Below are 14,667 nucleotides of genomic sequence, written 5' to 3' on the forward strand. Positions count from 1 at the left end.
AAAAAACCGAAGCACATAAAGAAATTATTCAACAGTCATTTCCACATATACCGGATAATGATCAGAGATATAATGTGTTTGCGCGTTTTTTAATATCGTACTAGTTATTACCCGCTTAGCCGCCGCATCATTGCACCATAAAAAATCTATACGTCTTGGTATGCCTGATGGTGCTCGCGTGATTTTTCCGTTACCATCTTTGAAGGTAGGTAAACTGCTGATGAACTCTTTGTTCAACAGCTTGTATGAATCTCTAAACCCTGCTTCTTTGAGCTTGTTTAGGACAGAATAATCAATTTGTCCGTTATTCAGATTACGGATATGTGCATGCTTTTCTTCGCTTTTTTGCATTGTTTGCACAAGGTTTCCTCCATATTGCTCACGATCCGATTCCGCCATAGCATTAAAATCACCCATGATCAATATTGGTTCGCCAGCCGGTAGCTCGCCCGCCTGCGCAATAATCTCAGTAACTTCTTCCAAACGTTTCTGATAACTGAAAGGCGAGAAATGAATAACAAAGATATGGAGACCTTTTACTTTGGCGTAAATATAGGCATGCCACATATTTTCCGTTATTTTCTTAAAATTTACTAACGGAGTATTGGACGTTAACGCAACAGGAAATCCGGTTTCTTTTGATTGTAACGCATAAGAATGTCCATAGCTTTTAGCAAGCTCCTCCAATGTTTTTTGTGTCCAACCATTCATTTCTTGTGTTGCAACGATATCGGGTTGTAGTTCATTGATGAGTTGTTTATACCTCTCTATGTTTTCAACGGAATCCTTTTGTAGCCCGTATAATACATTGTAGGATAAAATTTTAATTTTCTGTTGGGCTACTACTGCTGGAACATTTATAAAAGCTAGGAAAAAAACGGTTAATAAAACAATTGGAAGTTTATTCTGCATAATATGTTTAAGTTGATCTATTATTTACAATAATACAAAAAAATCTTATATATAGTTAGTTATGATATCGCTTTGGTTTTTGCTTAATCAGGTCAATAAAGTACCGTTGTAGCAATTTTGCATTATCGGTAGTGATAGACAAAACGTAATGCTTGCCATTCGTCTGTTCCGAGAAATGGGTAAAACCCTCATCATCCACTTTTAGTGTACCTGATTTGGAGATATTTAAGAGATTTTCCTCTTGTTCTACAACATAGTATACCGAGGTGAGATCCCAGGTTGGCCTATTGTAGGGGAATGATCTATACTTTTTGTAGGCATCTACTAGGGGATGGTTGGCAGTCCAATCAAAATCCTGCTCAATGGTCGTGGCTGGATAGATAACACTCGTGCCTACTTCAAATGGTGAAAGCACGATACCTGTGGGCCAATTAGCCATGACATACTGTGCTGCAGGACGATCATGGATCACATTAAATTCTGCACGTTTCCGTTCGCCGAATGAGCCTGCCATGACCGAGAGGTATTTCACCTTTCTTGCTACTAGTTCCAGGCCACTTAATGGAGAATGCTTATCCGGGTTAGATTGTAATAATCTGGCAAGGTTGGTAGAAAAACCAACCGATATAACCACTACCGATTGATCTTTCTGCTTAGCCAGAATTTTTCTATAAAGTTCATGTGCCTCTAATAGTTCGTCATGTCTTTCGATCGAATATTTGTATAGTTTGGTTGTATCGTTATACTCAACCATATTCTTACTATAATCTACATAGTCATTAATAAATACACCCTTTTCAATCCTGCCTATAGGAATCTTCTTATAACCGTACCAGGTAGACATCAGGTCAATAAACCGTGTGGAGTAATCCGATTGTTTATTGTTCATAATCGCCAATAAGTTGACTTTCCTCTGGTCTGCATATTTGTATAACATATCCAACGCCAACGCATCGTCAATATCATTTCCCATATCTGTATCCAAAATAACCTTAAACTTGCCCTCCATATAGAACGGATGGGTATGGTGTTGGGAAAATGCATCCTGTCCAAGTAAAATAAAAACTGCTAATACAATATTTTTCATTCTCATATTTTTTATACTACTTATTATTGTCCCGCTGCGATAATCAGTCCCAATCCTACTAAAAATAACAGAAACATCATCGCCAGCTTACCGTTCACATTGATCGGTGAATCCTTAAATTCTTTCCAAATAAACACACCCCACAGCGCTGCAACTAACGTGGCTCCTTGTCCCAGTCCGTATGAAATAGCCGGGCCGGCCTTACCCGCTGCAATTAGGTTGAGTGAATTGCCCACCCCCCAGATTATACCGCCCAATATCCCCGTCAGGTGCGTGCCAAATCCACCTTTGAAGTAAGTTGCGTAGCTCGTCGGATTACCGACAAAAGGACGATTGATTAGAATAGTGTTAAAAAGCAAATTGCTGAGCAATATTCCCACTGAAAATATAAAAACAGCCGTATAGGGTGTCATCTTTCCGAGTTCAGGCGATACAAAGTTTTCCAGATCCATCGAAGCCGCGATAAATCGATAAAAGAAAGCCATCAGTATACCTGCCAATACAGCAAGCACTATACCCTTGGTATTGGCTTTGTCAGTCGTACCTGCACTTTTTAGTTTATAAGCCCAGGCATTGACCAATATAGCGACCATGACCAACGCTACACCGACAAACAGCAAAACAGGATCTCCTTTTGGTGCCGTCATATAGTTGATCAACACCCCAAGCACCAGCGCTATACCCACGCCAACCGGGAAAGCCACCGACATCCCGGCAATAGCAATTGCAGCCGAAAGCAGGATATTGCCGGCATTGAAGACGATACCTCCGATGATCGCACTTCGTATGTTCCCCCATTCAGCCTGTTGCAAATCTGCCACAAAGCCCCTTCCTTCCTGTCCGATGCTCCCAAAGGTAAATGCACTAAGCAATGAAAAGATCATAATGCCCAACACATAATCCCAATAAAACAATTCAAAACGCCAATTCTTGCTGGCAAGTTTCTGTGTATTAGCCCATGATCCCCAACAGAGCATCGTGATAACACAGAAAAATACTGCTTGAAAATAATCGTGTACGATAAACATAATTAATACTTAGATTGTTTGTATAATTAGTAACGGTTCTCTATTTCGTCCAAATATGGCGACGACGATTGCGCACCTAAACGAGTAACAGCTATAGCCGACGCTTGGCCTGCAAACTTCAAAGCTTCCCTAATAGACTTTCCTCCGTTCAAGGCTACAAACAATGCACCGTTAAATACATCTCCCGCAGCTGTCGTATCCAAAGCGGTGACTTTTTGAGCTTCCATATATATATATTCTCCCTCATATAGAGCCAGCGCACCTTTGGCTCCCATCGTGATAATCACATTCTGTACCCCTCTTTCGGTTAAATTTCTTGCTGCTTCTCGTGCAGAAGATACATCATGTACGGATATACCACTCAGAAGGGACGCTTCTTCCTCATTGGGTGTAAGCAGATAAATCTGTGATAATAGGAGTTGCGACAAGTCTTGTGCAGGTGCCGGATTTAAAATAACTTTTGCGCCTCTATTTATAGTTTTAGACACTACATATTCTACAGTTTGGATTGGAATCTCCAATTGCATCAGCATAAAGCTTCCTTCCTCGATCAAATGCTCAACACGCTGTATATCTGTCGGGGACAACGTGCTATTAGCTCCGGGAGCGACCACAATATTGTTTTCACCATTGCGATCTACTGTGATGATCGCTATGCCCGAAGGACTTCCACTATCTATACGGATGTATTCTACATCCACACCCTCCTGTTGTAGCGACTGTAAAGTCATTTTTCCAAAAATATCATTACCGACACTCGACACAAAAAGGACATCACCGCCCAATCTAGCAGCTGCGACCGCTTGATTGGCACCCTTTCCCCCTTGGTTCATAAAAAAGTCCCCACCTAAGATTGTTTCTCCCGGCTTCGGGAAACAATCTGTGCGGATAACCATATCAATATTGGAACTCCCTATAACAATAATTCGCGATTTTGACATCAATATTTGGTATTTATATGTTTATAATTGTTTTGTAGCAGAATTGCACAAACGTTATCGCAATTATAGATTCATCTTTCTTTTAAGAATACAAAATTATAATTATTTGCACCTACTATCTTTTGTTATCAGTAATGAATTTCAATAACGAATATTCAATATTTCCATTATTTTATCGCCTCACTCACCTCAATAGGTAAATCAGACTCCAACACCGTAGCGCCGTCGTTAAATACCGCACGATATTTCTCTGCCCGCTCTTCTTTTGTTGGTAGCTTATCATACGTTGGCGCAGTCGATATCATGCACATCACACCTTTGGATTTAAAGAATTCATACATCGTCTGGTTAGCTTCTTTTATTTCAGGTCCGATATAGACAATCATTCTATCATAGGGCAATCTGGAAGCTTTAAATTCCTCCAAAGCCTTTTTATCCTTTATGTGCATAGATAGGTATTGATTGGGATTTTTGTCTAAATAAAATCTCGCTTGTTCTACGTTATGCACCGTAACCCATACCCATTTATAGGCATTATGCTTTCGAATTATTTCAGCTGTTACCTCCAAAGGCAAATCTTTTTTATCTAGATTGAGGACGGTCTTTCCTTTCGCCCACTTAATCATTTCGTCTAACGTGTTGATACGATATTTAGTGGGATTACCCTGACGGTCTTTCAACCGTAATTTTTTAAGTTCTTTCCAAGTATAATCAGCAACTTTCCCGGTCCCTGTCGTAGTGCGATCTAAGGTTGCATCATGCACCATAATCGGCACACCGTCTTTGGACAAACGTGGATCTATCTCGAAAATAGCGGGAGTATATTTCAACACCTCCTTCATAGCGGCCACGGAGTTTTCAGGAAGTCCCCTCTCCATTGTTCCACGATGACCACTAATAATTTTTTTGCCGGGCGCATACTTAAAGTACGAGTACATCTCCTCTACATTGCTAAAATTCAGTTTATGGAGTTTCTGTGCTGTTACAGAAGAGGCAGTTAATATACATAAGAAGCAGAGCGCAATAGGATGTAGAATGGTTTTCATCTAATTATTTTTCTTTTATTTGTTGATGAGAGCTCTCCCGACAATGTTGGGATCGGTTTCATAATAAATTTGTTAATGGATAAACCTATTTATTTAAGCGTTTAATTTTAGCAATTGGCAACCTTGATGTTGTGATAAAGTAAGTAATGTCAGTGCCGAATTTTCTTGAACCAAGCGTCTATAGTTTTTTAACGGCATCCCTAATTGGCTCGCTAAAAACAATCGGTTCACTCCATTATGCCCAATGACCAAAACGGTTTTACCACTATATCTCTCTATCAAATCGTCATAGAAGGATTGCAGTCGAGAAATCACCTGCATAGCGGTTTCTCCAGTTCTTCCTGCTGCGAACCGTTCAGGTGCTGCCATCCAGTTTGCCCAAGATTCCGGGTCTTTTGTTTGAAATTCATCCGGACGTAAACCTTCCCATTCCCCAAAGTCAACCTCTATCAAACGGTCATCAACTAAAACTTTTTTGGCATTACCTGAGGCAATCTCCGCCGTTTTTCGGGCTCTTTGCAATGAAGAAGAATAAACGGCATCAAAACAGTATTCTTCTAACAATTCATACATTTTCTTCGCTTGGGAAATTCCCTTTGCCGTTAGTTCAACATCCGTTCGACCACAGTATCTGTTTCCGTCGGCATTGAATGATGTTTCGCCATGTCTGAGCAAACAAATTGTAACCATCTATAAATAATTTAATGTCTTAAGTTCCTCTTTGAATTGTTGATATTGTGTTTCATACTGAGCCACTAGTTCCATATCAGGAAAAATCTCCTTTTCCATAATGGTCATGTGGGAAACTGCTTCCGTGACGGATGAATAATAGGTCTTTGAAGCTGCCATGATTGCTGCACCTAATGCACCGCTTGCGGCTTTACATTTATAGATAGGTACGTTCAATACAGCAGCTCTTATCTTTAACCATACCTCACTATTGCTACCACCTCCGGCAGCATACACCGCAGCAACTTTCTCACCGGATAGTTCTTCAATAATTTCATAGGCAAGCCGCTCAATACAAGCTACGCCTTCTAAGTTCGCAGCATACAATTCTGATTTAGATACTTGTTCCGGCGCAATCGCCCGTGCTTGTGGTGCCATTAGCGGATAGCGTTCGCCCTCTTGCAGCAACGGCCAGGCAATTTTACCCGTGGGTATCAATTTCTCCGCCGCTCGGTTCCATTGTAATATATCCGAAGAAAAATCAACGGTAATCCAATCTGCACCCGTATTGCTTGCACCACCCGGCATCCAATACCCTTCGGGGTGTCGATGGCTATATAACCGTCCCAAAGGGTCAATTACTTGGTTTCGTGTTACACCTTTAATGACTAACGTAGTACCGATAGTCGTATTCCAATCGCCCGGCTTAACCGCACCAGATGCCACCTGACTCGCGCAACCGTCTGTCATCCCAACGACTACCTTTATCTTTTTGAGTCCCCAACGGGTAGCTAAACCTTCTTGCAACAGTCCAACCACCGTACCCGATGGAACCACTTTCTGCAGCCATTCTTTTTTCAACCCCAATTCATCGATTATATACGTCGGCCATTTTAAATCGGCGACATCATACCCCGATTTCAATGCATTCGTATAATCTGTTGTGTTATAAATATTAGATAATTTGCCTACTATATAATCCGATGCGTGGATCCATAGGGCAATACGACCTCTCTGTTCGGGATAACGCTCCATAAACCAGAGTATCTTACTGATACCGCTGGAGGCATTAAATCCGGTATAACCATCTTTCACGTGTCTCAAGGCTATTTTCTGAATACGTTTTCCTTGTTCAGCAGACCTTCCATCGCTATACATAATAGCATTATGAAGCGGCTGGTTATTTACGTCCAAAGGAATAACCGTACCGGACGTCGAGGTAACGGATACAGCCTGTATGGCTGACTTATCAAAATCTGCTGACAGTCCATTCAAGATTTCGTCAAGAAGCTTCTCACAAGCATTCCACCAGATGGTAGGTGACTGCTCTTCCCGCGAACGCTCATCTAACACAAAAGAACGGGAAGCAGAAGCGACTAACATCCCCTGCTGATCAACAAGAATAACCCTTGCTCCTTGTGTTCCAATATCTATCCCTATAAAGTATACTTGCATGTTAGGATATGAGTTGTTTAAAGGTTTTACGGGCATTCTTCCACTCTACATATAGCTGTTCAAATTGCTCATGGTTTTCCGGAAATGTTTCATCCAGCAACACCGGTGTTGCATTATCTGTTCCAAGCGCATCATTACAGACAAAAACACCACCCAAAACAGATGCCTGCCGATATGTTGCCCGAATCCGAATGCTTTTACCAAGTAAGTTCGCCAAAAACTGTCGTAGCTTTTTACTTTCTATTCCACCGCCACATGCCCAGATATAGCTTTCCTTATGTTGCGAAACATCGCACAGAAATTTGTAGTTCTCATAAATAGAACAGGCAATATCCCATAAAATAGAAAATACGAAACTCCCTCGCGTAAGCTGATGTGAGACAGGTGCATTAAAAATAAATCCGCCCTTCGTCAGTGGTTCATCTTCATCGGCAATCAACGATCCCAAAGACGCTACACACTGGGAATAACTCGTATTGTCCAATTCCCGTTCAATCACATCATAACCTTCATTCGGGTAAAAAATCTCTTTTAAACGTTGATAGTTCAAGCCCGTAACACCAGCATTAGCCTCTAAAATAAAATGTGATTCATCAATGTGCCTACTTGTCCACGTACGTTGATGGTTGTCTTTAACATACCGTTCCACCATCTTAATGATAGGTGTCGTTGTCCCCGAGACGATAACAACATCATTTGTCGATGGCTCCATGCTGCGTATGGCCAACTGTGTATCTCCACCACCTACTACGACAGCAGCTTCTGCTGAGATGTGCAGTATCTGAGAGACGTCTGAAAGTACTTTTCCCAATACCGTTCCGGATTGTTTCAATGTTGGGAAAATATCATTGGGAATGTCAAACAACGCAATGAGTTCTGTAGACCACTTTTTCCGCTCAACATCATACAACAATGTTTCGGATGCCTGTGAATGCTCATAACAGGTAATGCCTGAAAACTTAAACTGTATCCAATCACTAATACTCATAAAACAGGCCGTCCTTTCAAACAAATCGGGATATATATTACGGAGACCTATCAATTTATATACAGAAAATAGGGACGTCGGATAACGTCCTGACAGTTCGTAAACCAGATCCTTTTGGGTCAGCTCTTTCTCCCACTTGCGACCGCGATGATCGATATTGGGCATGCCCAAGAGGGATAATCCTTCTCTATCGACCACAACAATTCCCTCACGCTGGCTCGTGGATGTGATTGCCTTAATAAGGACTTCTCCTGCATCCGACAACGCCTCCGCTGCCAACTTTAAGATCTGCTGCCATAACGCTTCTGGGTTAAAATAAATGGATTCCTCATAATTAGCATCGGCATGGTACTGTACATTTTCTCTTTTTATGGCCAGTATATCACCTGCTGGCGTTGCTACGCCCACCCTTGCATTACCAGTACCTATATCGACGATTAAATACGCTTCTTTTTGTGCCATAGTCAGTTTGTTGTTTGTTTTTCTAAAACCGCTTTATTTACGAGCTGTTTGATAGTTTTATCGCCCTCATGAAAAAATGCTCGCAAATTGTTGTTCATAATAAAAGCGTGGTGATCTTCCACCTCATGGGTCGCTCCGGCAATATGAGGTGTTGCCAATACATTTTTGTGATGAATCATCTTGTAATCTATCTCATCGGGAGGTTCATGATAAAACACATCCAATACAGCTCCACGAATCTGCTCTGCTTCTAACAACCCCAAAAGATCTTCTCGATTTACTACAGTTGCGCGCGCGGTATTCACAAAAATGGCGTCTTTCTTTAATAAGGAAAGATATTTTTTATCAATCATACCTTGAGTTTCTGCAGTAACCGGCAAATGGATTCCGACCACATCACAAACAGAAAACAATTCGTCTAGACCCACTTTTTTATATACTGGATTAGGATCCTCGTAATAAGGGTCAAAGTATAAAACCTCTGTTGGAAAATTTAACAACATTCGTGCAGTATACTGTCCTACAGCTCCAAATCCGACCATTCCAACTTTTTTACCCGCCAACTCATTTCCTTTAAACTGTAGATACGAGGTATGCGCCCCCTCGCCCCAATTCTTGCCCTCTAGCCAATCAATTGCTGGCAATGTATTTCGCATAAGCGTAATCACATTAGCAATAAACATCTCGGCCACCGCCTGTGCATTTCTTGCCGGTGTATTGAAAACCGGAATCCCTAGCTCAGTAGCTACGTCCAAATCGATGTTGGAAGGTGTGCCTCGGCAGATACCTACAAATTTTAGCTGTGGATTAGCACGTAAAACATCTGCTGTAATTTCATCATGTTCGGATATCAATGCGTCTGCTTTTGTTTCTTCCAATAACACTTTCAATTCCGTTGGATTATATGCCCGCCCATGGGGCTTCCATGACCTATAGATGACTTCATCAAATAACCCCTCTAGTTCTCTCAACGCCTTTTCATTCTCATAAGGCGCTGTAAGTAATACTTTCATCATTATTCGCTAGTGTTTAATCTTATTATTTTATATAATTTCTTTGATTTCTTTCAATTCCGCTATTTTATCTATGGTGATAAATTTGGTCAAGACCGCGCTCAATACATAAAGCCCCGCCAATACCCAGATGACGCCTGCACTACCTATCGTACCAATCAGCACACCGACCAGTGCCGGTCCTACAAATACAGGGAGACCAGCGCCTAAATTCAAAATAGCCATTGCCGCTCCCTTATCTTCCTTGACCAATGAAGGTACCAAAGCCGATAAAGGCACATAGCCAGCCAACAGCGCACCCCATGCTACACCTGCCGCCATAACTGCCCAGTAACTGCCACCAAACCATATCGGTGAATAATAAAATAAAATAGTGGTGATAGCACAGCCTACGCCACCAAACCACATGATCGTGTTCTGCCAGCCCATCCGATCGCCTACAAAACCAAAAATCAAATTGAAGATGATGTTACTTGTGAAAATCGTTCCCCATATTTGCAGCCATTCTTTTGTGGTAAAGCCATGTTCTGCCATATACAAAGGAAGAAATACTGGAAAAGCAAACTGTGCTGTTGTATTGATTACACGCACAATCCCGCCCAGCAATACCTTAGGTTCTTTTTTAACAATGGTAAGTCCATTGGCTAATTCTTTCCATTTCGACCCTTTGGAAGCTTTTGTTTCGAATTTATCTTTATTGAGCACCAAAGCGAAAAATGCTCCTATCAAAACCCAAAATATCGAACTCCACAACGTGTTTTCATAACCTAAACGCCCTATTGCCCAACTAGAATAATAGGCACCAAGCACATTTAATCCTCCTGTGAAAACAAACCAAAACCAACCAACCGCTCTTCCCAACATATTCTGTGGAGTACGATAGGTAACCCACACCATAAATGAATAGGCAAACAATGGATATCCGAAGCCCCGGATTGCATAAAAAAACAACATCGCCCCATAGTCCAGCTTTGCCATCCCTATACCAACAAAACCTATGGTTCCAATAATATAAAGGAGTAAGCCTATAAGCATTGCCTTACGCGGCCCATAACTCTCCGCCAAAACTCCCGAAAACCAAGACGAAATGGCAATAGTAATACCGTATACGGTAAAGAGGGAAGCCGACTGCTGGATATTCATCCCATGCTCGATGAGATAAGGACTTAACCAGCCTTGCTCTACACCGTCCCCCATCATGAAAATTAAAACACCTAAGTATCCCCAGGTTAAATGCGCAGGTATCCCTGCTTTTTCAGAAATTCTATTATTCACACCCATGGTTTATAATTGTGATTAAGTTTGTTCTTCCCATCACCGACTGATAGTCAACGTAGCTTCTACAAAATAGTGATCACTAGGATACCTATCTTTATAGGCATCTCTAATGATGGAGGATGCAATGGATTTTATTTGTTCACCTTTTGTAAAAATGAAATCAATTTTTTTTCCGATATCTTTTTTTTCGTACTTATCCCCTTTAAAAAGGTGTACCGTATATCCTGGTTCCCCGTCGCCGTTAATTTCTGTATAGGAGTCTTTCCAGTCGTACTTGAATACACTTTGCACGACAGGCGTCTCGGCAGAAGCATTAAAATCTCCTACCAGAATTTGCGGAAAATCAGGTGGATATTGAGCAGATTCCTCCAGCACCACTTCTATCTGTTTACGCTTAGCTTCTTTATTAACATGATCTAGGTGTAAATTTATTATCCTACATTCTTTCCCAGTAGATTTATCCAATAGACGCACCCACGAAGCATTTCTGGCACGAGCCGAGCCCCAAGATATACTGCCAGCTACCAGCGGAGTTTCTGACAACCAGTACCCACCTGCAGCCAATAATTCGAAACGCTTTTTTTTGAAAAAAAGAGGATTTTTAGCAATGCCGTGATAACCGGTCCTATATCGATCCATTTCGGGCCCGTCAAATCCAATCCCCCAATATTCTTTTAGGTTTTCTTTCAGGTCTAAGAACTGGTTCTTAAGGACTTCCTGAAAGCCGATCACATCTGCATCTCGCTGCTTTATAATATGCAAACAAGCTTCACGGCGATCGCTCCACCCAACTCCTTTTTTAGCATCATCTTCTAGATCTACTCGGATATTACAAGTTAAAATTTTTAAGCTATCCTTTGCAACAGACAGATCTTTTGCTTCCAGTTTTATTCCACCCCAAAAAGGTAAAACCATAGCCGTTCCCGCATATTGCAGGAACATGCGCCGAGAGTGGTGTAGGTTCTTCTTTTTCATGCTATTACCCTATTATTTTTTCTTCTTCCCCCAAATAAGCACCATGCTTCAACAATTCCGCTCGCAATTCCTCTACGTCAATGCCCCCCGGTGTAGCCTGATGTTTGACCGCTAATTTGGCCGCTCTACCCGCTGCTTCTCCCATCGCCATACAAGGAGCCATGACACGTATAGCCGACATCGCTTCATGTGTAGTCGAAATTGAACGACCCGCCACCAATAGGTTCTTCACCTTTTGAGGCACCAGACTACGGTAAGGGATATCATAACTATCTCCGCACCAAGTTAATGTACAGTCTCCTCCTTCAGGATGATGAATATCTAAAGGATAACTAGCAACTGCTATGGCATCTTCAAAACGGCGTTGACTCAATAAATCCTCTGCTGTCAACACATAATTACCTACAATTCTTCTAGTTTCACGTACACCTAAAAAGGGAGCCATTTTTGTAAAGACAGCCTTCTCGAATCCAGGTACAAATCCTTTAAGGTAGCGTTGGATTTCCTGTACCTGTCGACGCCCTTCCATTTCTCCAAAGGTGAGACTCTCCGGATTGGTACCATCTACACCATTAACTCGAGACATATTTACCCAAATCTCCCCTTCCCGTAATCCTGTAATCAAGATGGTACGTTCTACCGGCAAATTAAGGCCTGCCTCCCGCGCCTTTTGCATAACACTACGCAACCCTACAACGATAAACTGATTGTTTTGACCAAAATATTCGGCAGGAATAAAATCGGTTAAATAAGTACGTGGCTCTTCAACAATACTCATACGTAGCTTCTCGGTATCTACCCCTCCCATACAAAACATTAACGTTGGTGGCTGTACCCCCCCCGATTCATTGCCTTGATCGCATTCTACACCGGCTCGGAAGGCTACATCAGCGTCTCCCGTACAGTCAATAATCGTTTTTGCTAAAATCACTTCTCTACCAGATTTGCTTTCGATAATAACACCCTTTAATTCGTCTCCCTCCATGACCACTCCAGCAGAAAAAACGTAGAGCAACACCTTAACCCCCGCCTCCTCCAATACTTTTAGCCCTATATTTTTTACTGCTTCCGGTTCTACCAATGTCAAACTCATATGCAACGGACACGGTCTATGTTCAGATGCTGCATCTACTTCCTTCAGCCGGTCAATAAATCGCTGGGGCAATCCCTTAATAATCTGGTTTCCTTTTTGTCCCAAAAAACCCAAGATAGGCAAACCGATGGTCATATTTCCGCCTACAAAACTTCGGTTATCTATTAAAGCTACACGCACACCTTCTCCAGAAGCTGCTTGCGCAGCTATTATACCTGCAGGTCCTCCACCTACAACTAATACGTCTACTTCCATTCTCACCGGTGTTTGCCTCGCCGGCTCCATGATTGTTTTTAGCTTTTCCATATTATACATTTATTATGCTATCTATTAGGTTTTTATTTCAATTAACTTCTATCGATTTTACCTGTAGGAGCTTCCTTTTTGACCATCGTCCACAATACCAAGACGGCTAATGGATGCATAAAAGCCATCGCAACGAATATGGTACCTGCATCAACAGATCCCATCATTTGTCCGACGAAATAATTAAAAAGAACAGCCCCCAAAGCACCAAATCCTCCCGCTATCCCTAGTACAGACGCTACATTCTTGACTGGAAACGCTTCGGCAATAACCACACTAACGGTAAAAAGCCAGCTTAAACAGGCTACCGCTACTAGCGCAAAAATCAAAATCGTAAGATAAGGATTATGCACATAGGTTGTTAAACAACACAGGGGAGCAAGAACAGCTACAGATGACAGCATAATCTTTCGTGCTTTTAGCGGCTTTATCCCCTTTCTCACCATTTTATCCGACCATGCCGAAGTACCGATGGCGCCGATATCAGCTACTAAAAACGGGATCCATCCAAACATACCTATCTGCGCCAATGTCAATCCCGATTCTTCTTGTAGATACCCAGGAAGCCAAAAAAGACAGAAATACCAAACGGGATCACTGACAAACCGGATGAGTAGAATGCCCCATAGCGATTTTCGTCCCCACAATTGCCCCCATGAAAAACCAATTTTTGTCCCCTCCTCCCTTGTGTCGCCCACCGCTTCTTTAAATATTTCTGCAGGCGGCTCTACATAGATGAGATACCATAGTAATGCGATGATAAATCCTACAATTCCTGCAACGATAAAGACTGTATGAAAATCATATTTTATAGCTAACCAAGCTACTAGAGGAGGCGCAATGATAGCGCCCACCGAACTCCCCGCAACGCATAAGCTATTAGCAGTAGCGCGAAGTTTTCCCGAAAACCAAATAGTAATTACTTTCAGCTGTGCCGGAAAGTTTGTCGGTTCTGCAGCCCCCAGCAATCCTCTAAAAAACAAGAAGGAGCCAAACGTTCTGGATAGGCCGCCTCCCAAACACGCTGTAGACCACCCTAACACACCGATCAGCATAATTTTTCTTTCACCAAATCGATCAACCAACCAACCCGACACAGGATACATCAATGCATAGAAAACCGTAAACACATTCAAAACTAATGCATATCCCTCATCGCCTAATTCAAATTCATCCTTTAACATAGGTTTTAGAATAGAAACAATCTGGCGATCATAATAATTAAAGACAATAGCCAGAAATATGACAGCGATAATTAACCATCTTCGTCGATTAGGGTGTATTTGAAATATAGGCTTTGACATAGATTTATGTTTCGAATTCAAATCTAAACAAAAAATAAAAAAAAGAAAGAATTTTAAACAAAAAACTTTATTTATTTCTTTTGACATCATCAATGGAATAATATTTTCAC

At 41.6% G+C, this 14,667-nt stretch carries 13 protein-coding genes; all 13 read right to left on the minus strand.

Going from position 1 to position 14,667, the window contains the following annotated elements:
• Positions 1-24: 24 nt before the first annotated feature.
• The 13 genes from H8B21_RS16020 to H8B21_RS16080 all read right to left on the minus strand — a co-directional run bounded on the left by H8B21_RS16020 (position 25) and on the right by H8B21_RS16080 (position 14,557).
• Positions 25-912, minus strand: coding sequence for an endonuclease/exonuclease/phosphatase family protein (locus H8B21_RS16020; RefSeq protein ID WP_190314735.1), 888 nt, complete (start codon positions 910-912; stop codon positions 25-27).
• Between the two features lie 55 nt (positions 913-967).
• A complete protein-coding gene (locus H8B21_RS16025) occupies positions 968-2,005 on the minus strand; it encodes a nucleoside hydrolase (RefSeq protein ID WP_190314736.1) in 1,038 nt (345 codons plus the stop codon).
• A gap of 17 nt (positions 2,006-2,022) precedes the next feature.
• Complete coding sequence (locus H8B21_RS16030; RefSeq protein ID WP_190314737.1) at positions 2,023-3,027, minus strand: GRP family sugar transporter; 1,005 nt, start codon at positions 3,025-3,027, stop codon at positions 2,023-2,025.
• 26 nt (positions 3,028-3,053) lie between these two features.
• Positions 3,054-3,968 carry a ribokinase gene (gene rbsK, locus H8B21_RS16035; RefSeq protein ID WP_190314738.1) on the minus strand — a complete coding sequence of 305 codons (915 nt, stop codon included), beginning with the start codon at positions 3,966-3,968 and terminating at the stop codon, positions 3,054-3,056.
• Between the two features lie 167 nt (positions 3,969-4,135).
• Complete coding sequence (locus H8B21_RS16040) at positions 4,136-5,014, minus strand: glycerophosphodiester phosphodiesterase family protein (RefSeq protein WP_190314739.1); 879 nt, start codon at positions 5,012-5,014, stop codon at positions 4,136-4,138.
• Between the two features lie 93 nt (positions 5,015-5,107).
• Positions 5,108-5,704 carry a histidine phosphatase family protein gene (locus tag H8B21_RS16045; RefSeq protein WP_190314740.1) on the minus strand — a complete coding sequence of 199 codons (597 nt, stop codon included), beginning with the start codon at positions 5,702-5,704 and terminating at the stop codon, positions 5,108-5,110.
• Entirely contained in the window at positions 5,705-7,138 is a 1,434-nt protein-coding gene (locus tag H8B21_RS16050; RefSeq protein WP_190314741.1) for an FGGY-family carbohydrate kinase, read from the minus strand.
• A gap of 1 nt (position 7,139) precedes the next feature.
• Positions 7,140-8,588 (minus strand): FGGY-family carbohydrate kinase, encoded by a 1,449-nt coding sequence (locus H8B21_RS16055; RefSeq protein ID WP_190314742.1) that lies wholly within the window; start codon positions 8,586-8,588, stop codon positions 7,140-7,142.
• A 2-nt stretch (positions 8,589-8,590) separates the two neighbouring features.
• Positions 8,591-9,604, minus strand: a complete 1,014-nt coding sequence (locus H8B21_RS16060; RefSeq protein ID WP_223815074.1) for an NAD(P)-dependent oxidoreductase — start codon at positions 9,602-9,604, stop codon at positions 8,591-8,593.
• A gap of 27 nt (positions 9,605-9,631) precedes the next feature.
• Entirely contained in the window at positions 9,632-10,876 is a 1,245-nt protein-coding gene (locus tag H8B21_RS16065) for an MFS transporter (protein WP_317170403.1), read from the minus strand.
• A gap of 39 nt (positions 10,877-10,915) precedes the next feature.
• On the minus strand, positions 10,916-11,854 hold the full coding sequence (locus tag H8B21_RS16070) for an endonuclease/exonuclease/phosphatase family protein (RefSeq protein WP_223815076.1): 939 nt from the start codon (positions 11,852-11,854) through the stop codon (positions 10,916-10,918).
• Positions 11,855-11,858: 4 nt separating this feature from the next.
• Positions 11,859-13,253 carry an FAD-dependent oxidoreductase gene (locus H8B21_RS16075; protein ID WP_190314743.1) on the minus strand — a complete coding sequence of 465 codons (1,395 nt, stop codon included), beginning with the start codon at positions 13,251-13,253 and terminating at the stop codon, positions 11,859-11,861.
• Between the two features lie 41 nt (positions 13,254-13,294).
• Entirely contained in the window at positions 13,295-14,557 is a 1,263-nt protein-coding gene (locus H8B21_RS16080) for an MFS transporter (protein WP_190314744.1), read from the minus strand.
• Positions 14,558-14,667 lie beyond the last annotated feature (110 nt).

The sequence above is a fragment of the Sphingobacterium chuzhouense genome, from assembly GCF_014692525.1.
Taxonomy (GTDB): Bacteria; Bacteroidota; Bacteroidia; order Sphingobacteriales; family Sphingobacteriaceae; genus Sphingobacterium; species Sphingobacterium chuzhouense.

Bases quoted from the DNA above. Each gene is read 5' to 3' on its own strand.
- H8B21_RS16020 (WP_190314735.1), bottom strand. From the start codon at position 912: ATGCAGAATAAACTTCCAATTGTTTTATTAACCGTTTTTTTCCTAGCT.
- H8B21_RS16025 (WP_190314736.1), bottom strand. From the start codon at position 2,005: ATGAGAATGAAAAATATTGTATTAGCAGTTTTTATTTTACTTGGACAG.
- H8B21_RS16030 (WP_190314737.1), bottom strand. From the start codon at position 3,027: ATGTTTATCGTACACGATTATTTTCAAGCAGTATTTTTCTGTGTTATC.
- rbsK (WP_190314738.1), bottom strand. From the start codon at position 3,968: ATGTCAAAATCGCGAATTATTGTTATAGGGAGTTCCAATATTGATATG.
- H8B21_RS16040 (WP_190314739.1), bottom strand. From the start codon at position 5,014: ATGAAAACCATTCTACATCCTATTGCGCTCTGCTTCTTATGTATATTA.
- H8B21_RS16045 (WP_190314740.1), bottom strand. From the start codon at position 5,704: ATGGTTACAATTTGTTTGCTCAGACATGGCGAAACATCATTCAATGCC.
- H8B21_RS16050 (WP_190314741.1), bottom strand. From the start codon at position 7,138: ATGCAAGTATACTTTATAGGGATAGATATTGGAACACAAGGAGCAAGG.
- H8B21_RS16055 (WP_190314742.1), bottom strand. From the start codon at position 8,588: ATGGCACAAAAAGAAGCGTATTTAATCGTCGATATAGGTACTGGTAAT.
- H8B21_RS16060 (WP_223815074.1), bottom strand. From the start codon at position 9,604: ATGATGAAAGTATTACTTACAGCGCCTTATGAGAATGAAAAGGCGTTG.
- H8B21_RS16070 (WP_223815076.1), bottom strand. From the start codon at position 11,854: ATGAAAAAGAAGAACCTACACCACTCTCGGCGCATGTTCCTGCAATAT.
- H8B21_RS16075 (WP_190314743.1), bottom strand. From the start codon at position 13,253: ATGGAAAAGCTAAAAACAATCATGGAGCCGGCGAGGCAAACACCGGTG.
- H8B21_RS16080 (WP_190314744.1), bottom strand. From the start codon at position 14,557: ATGTCAAAGCCTATATTTCAAATACACCCTAATCGACGAAGATGGTTA.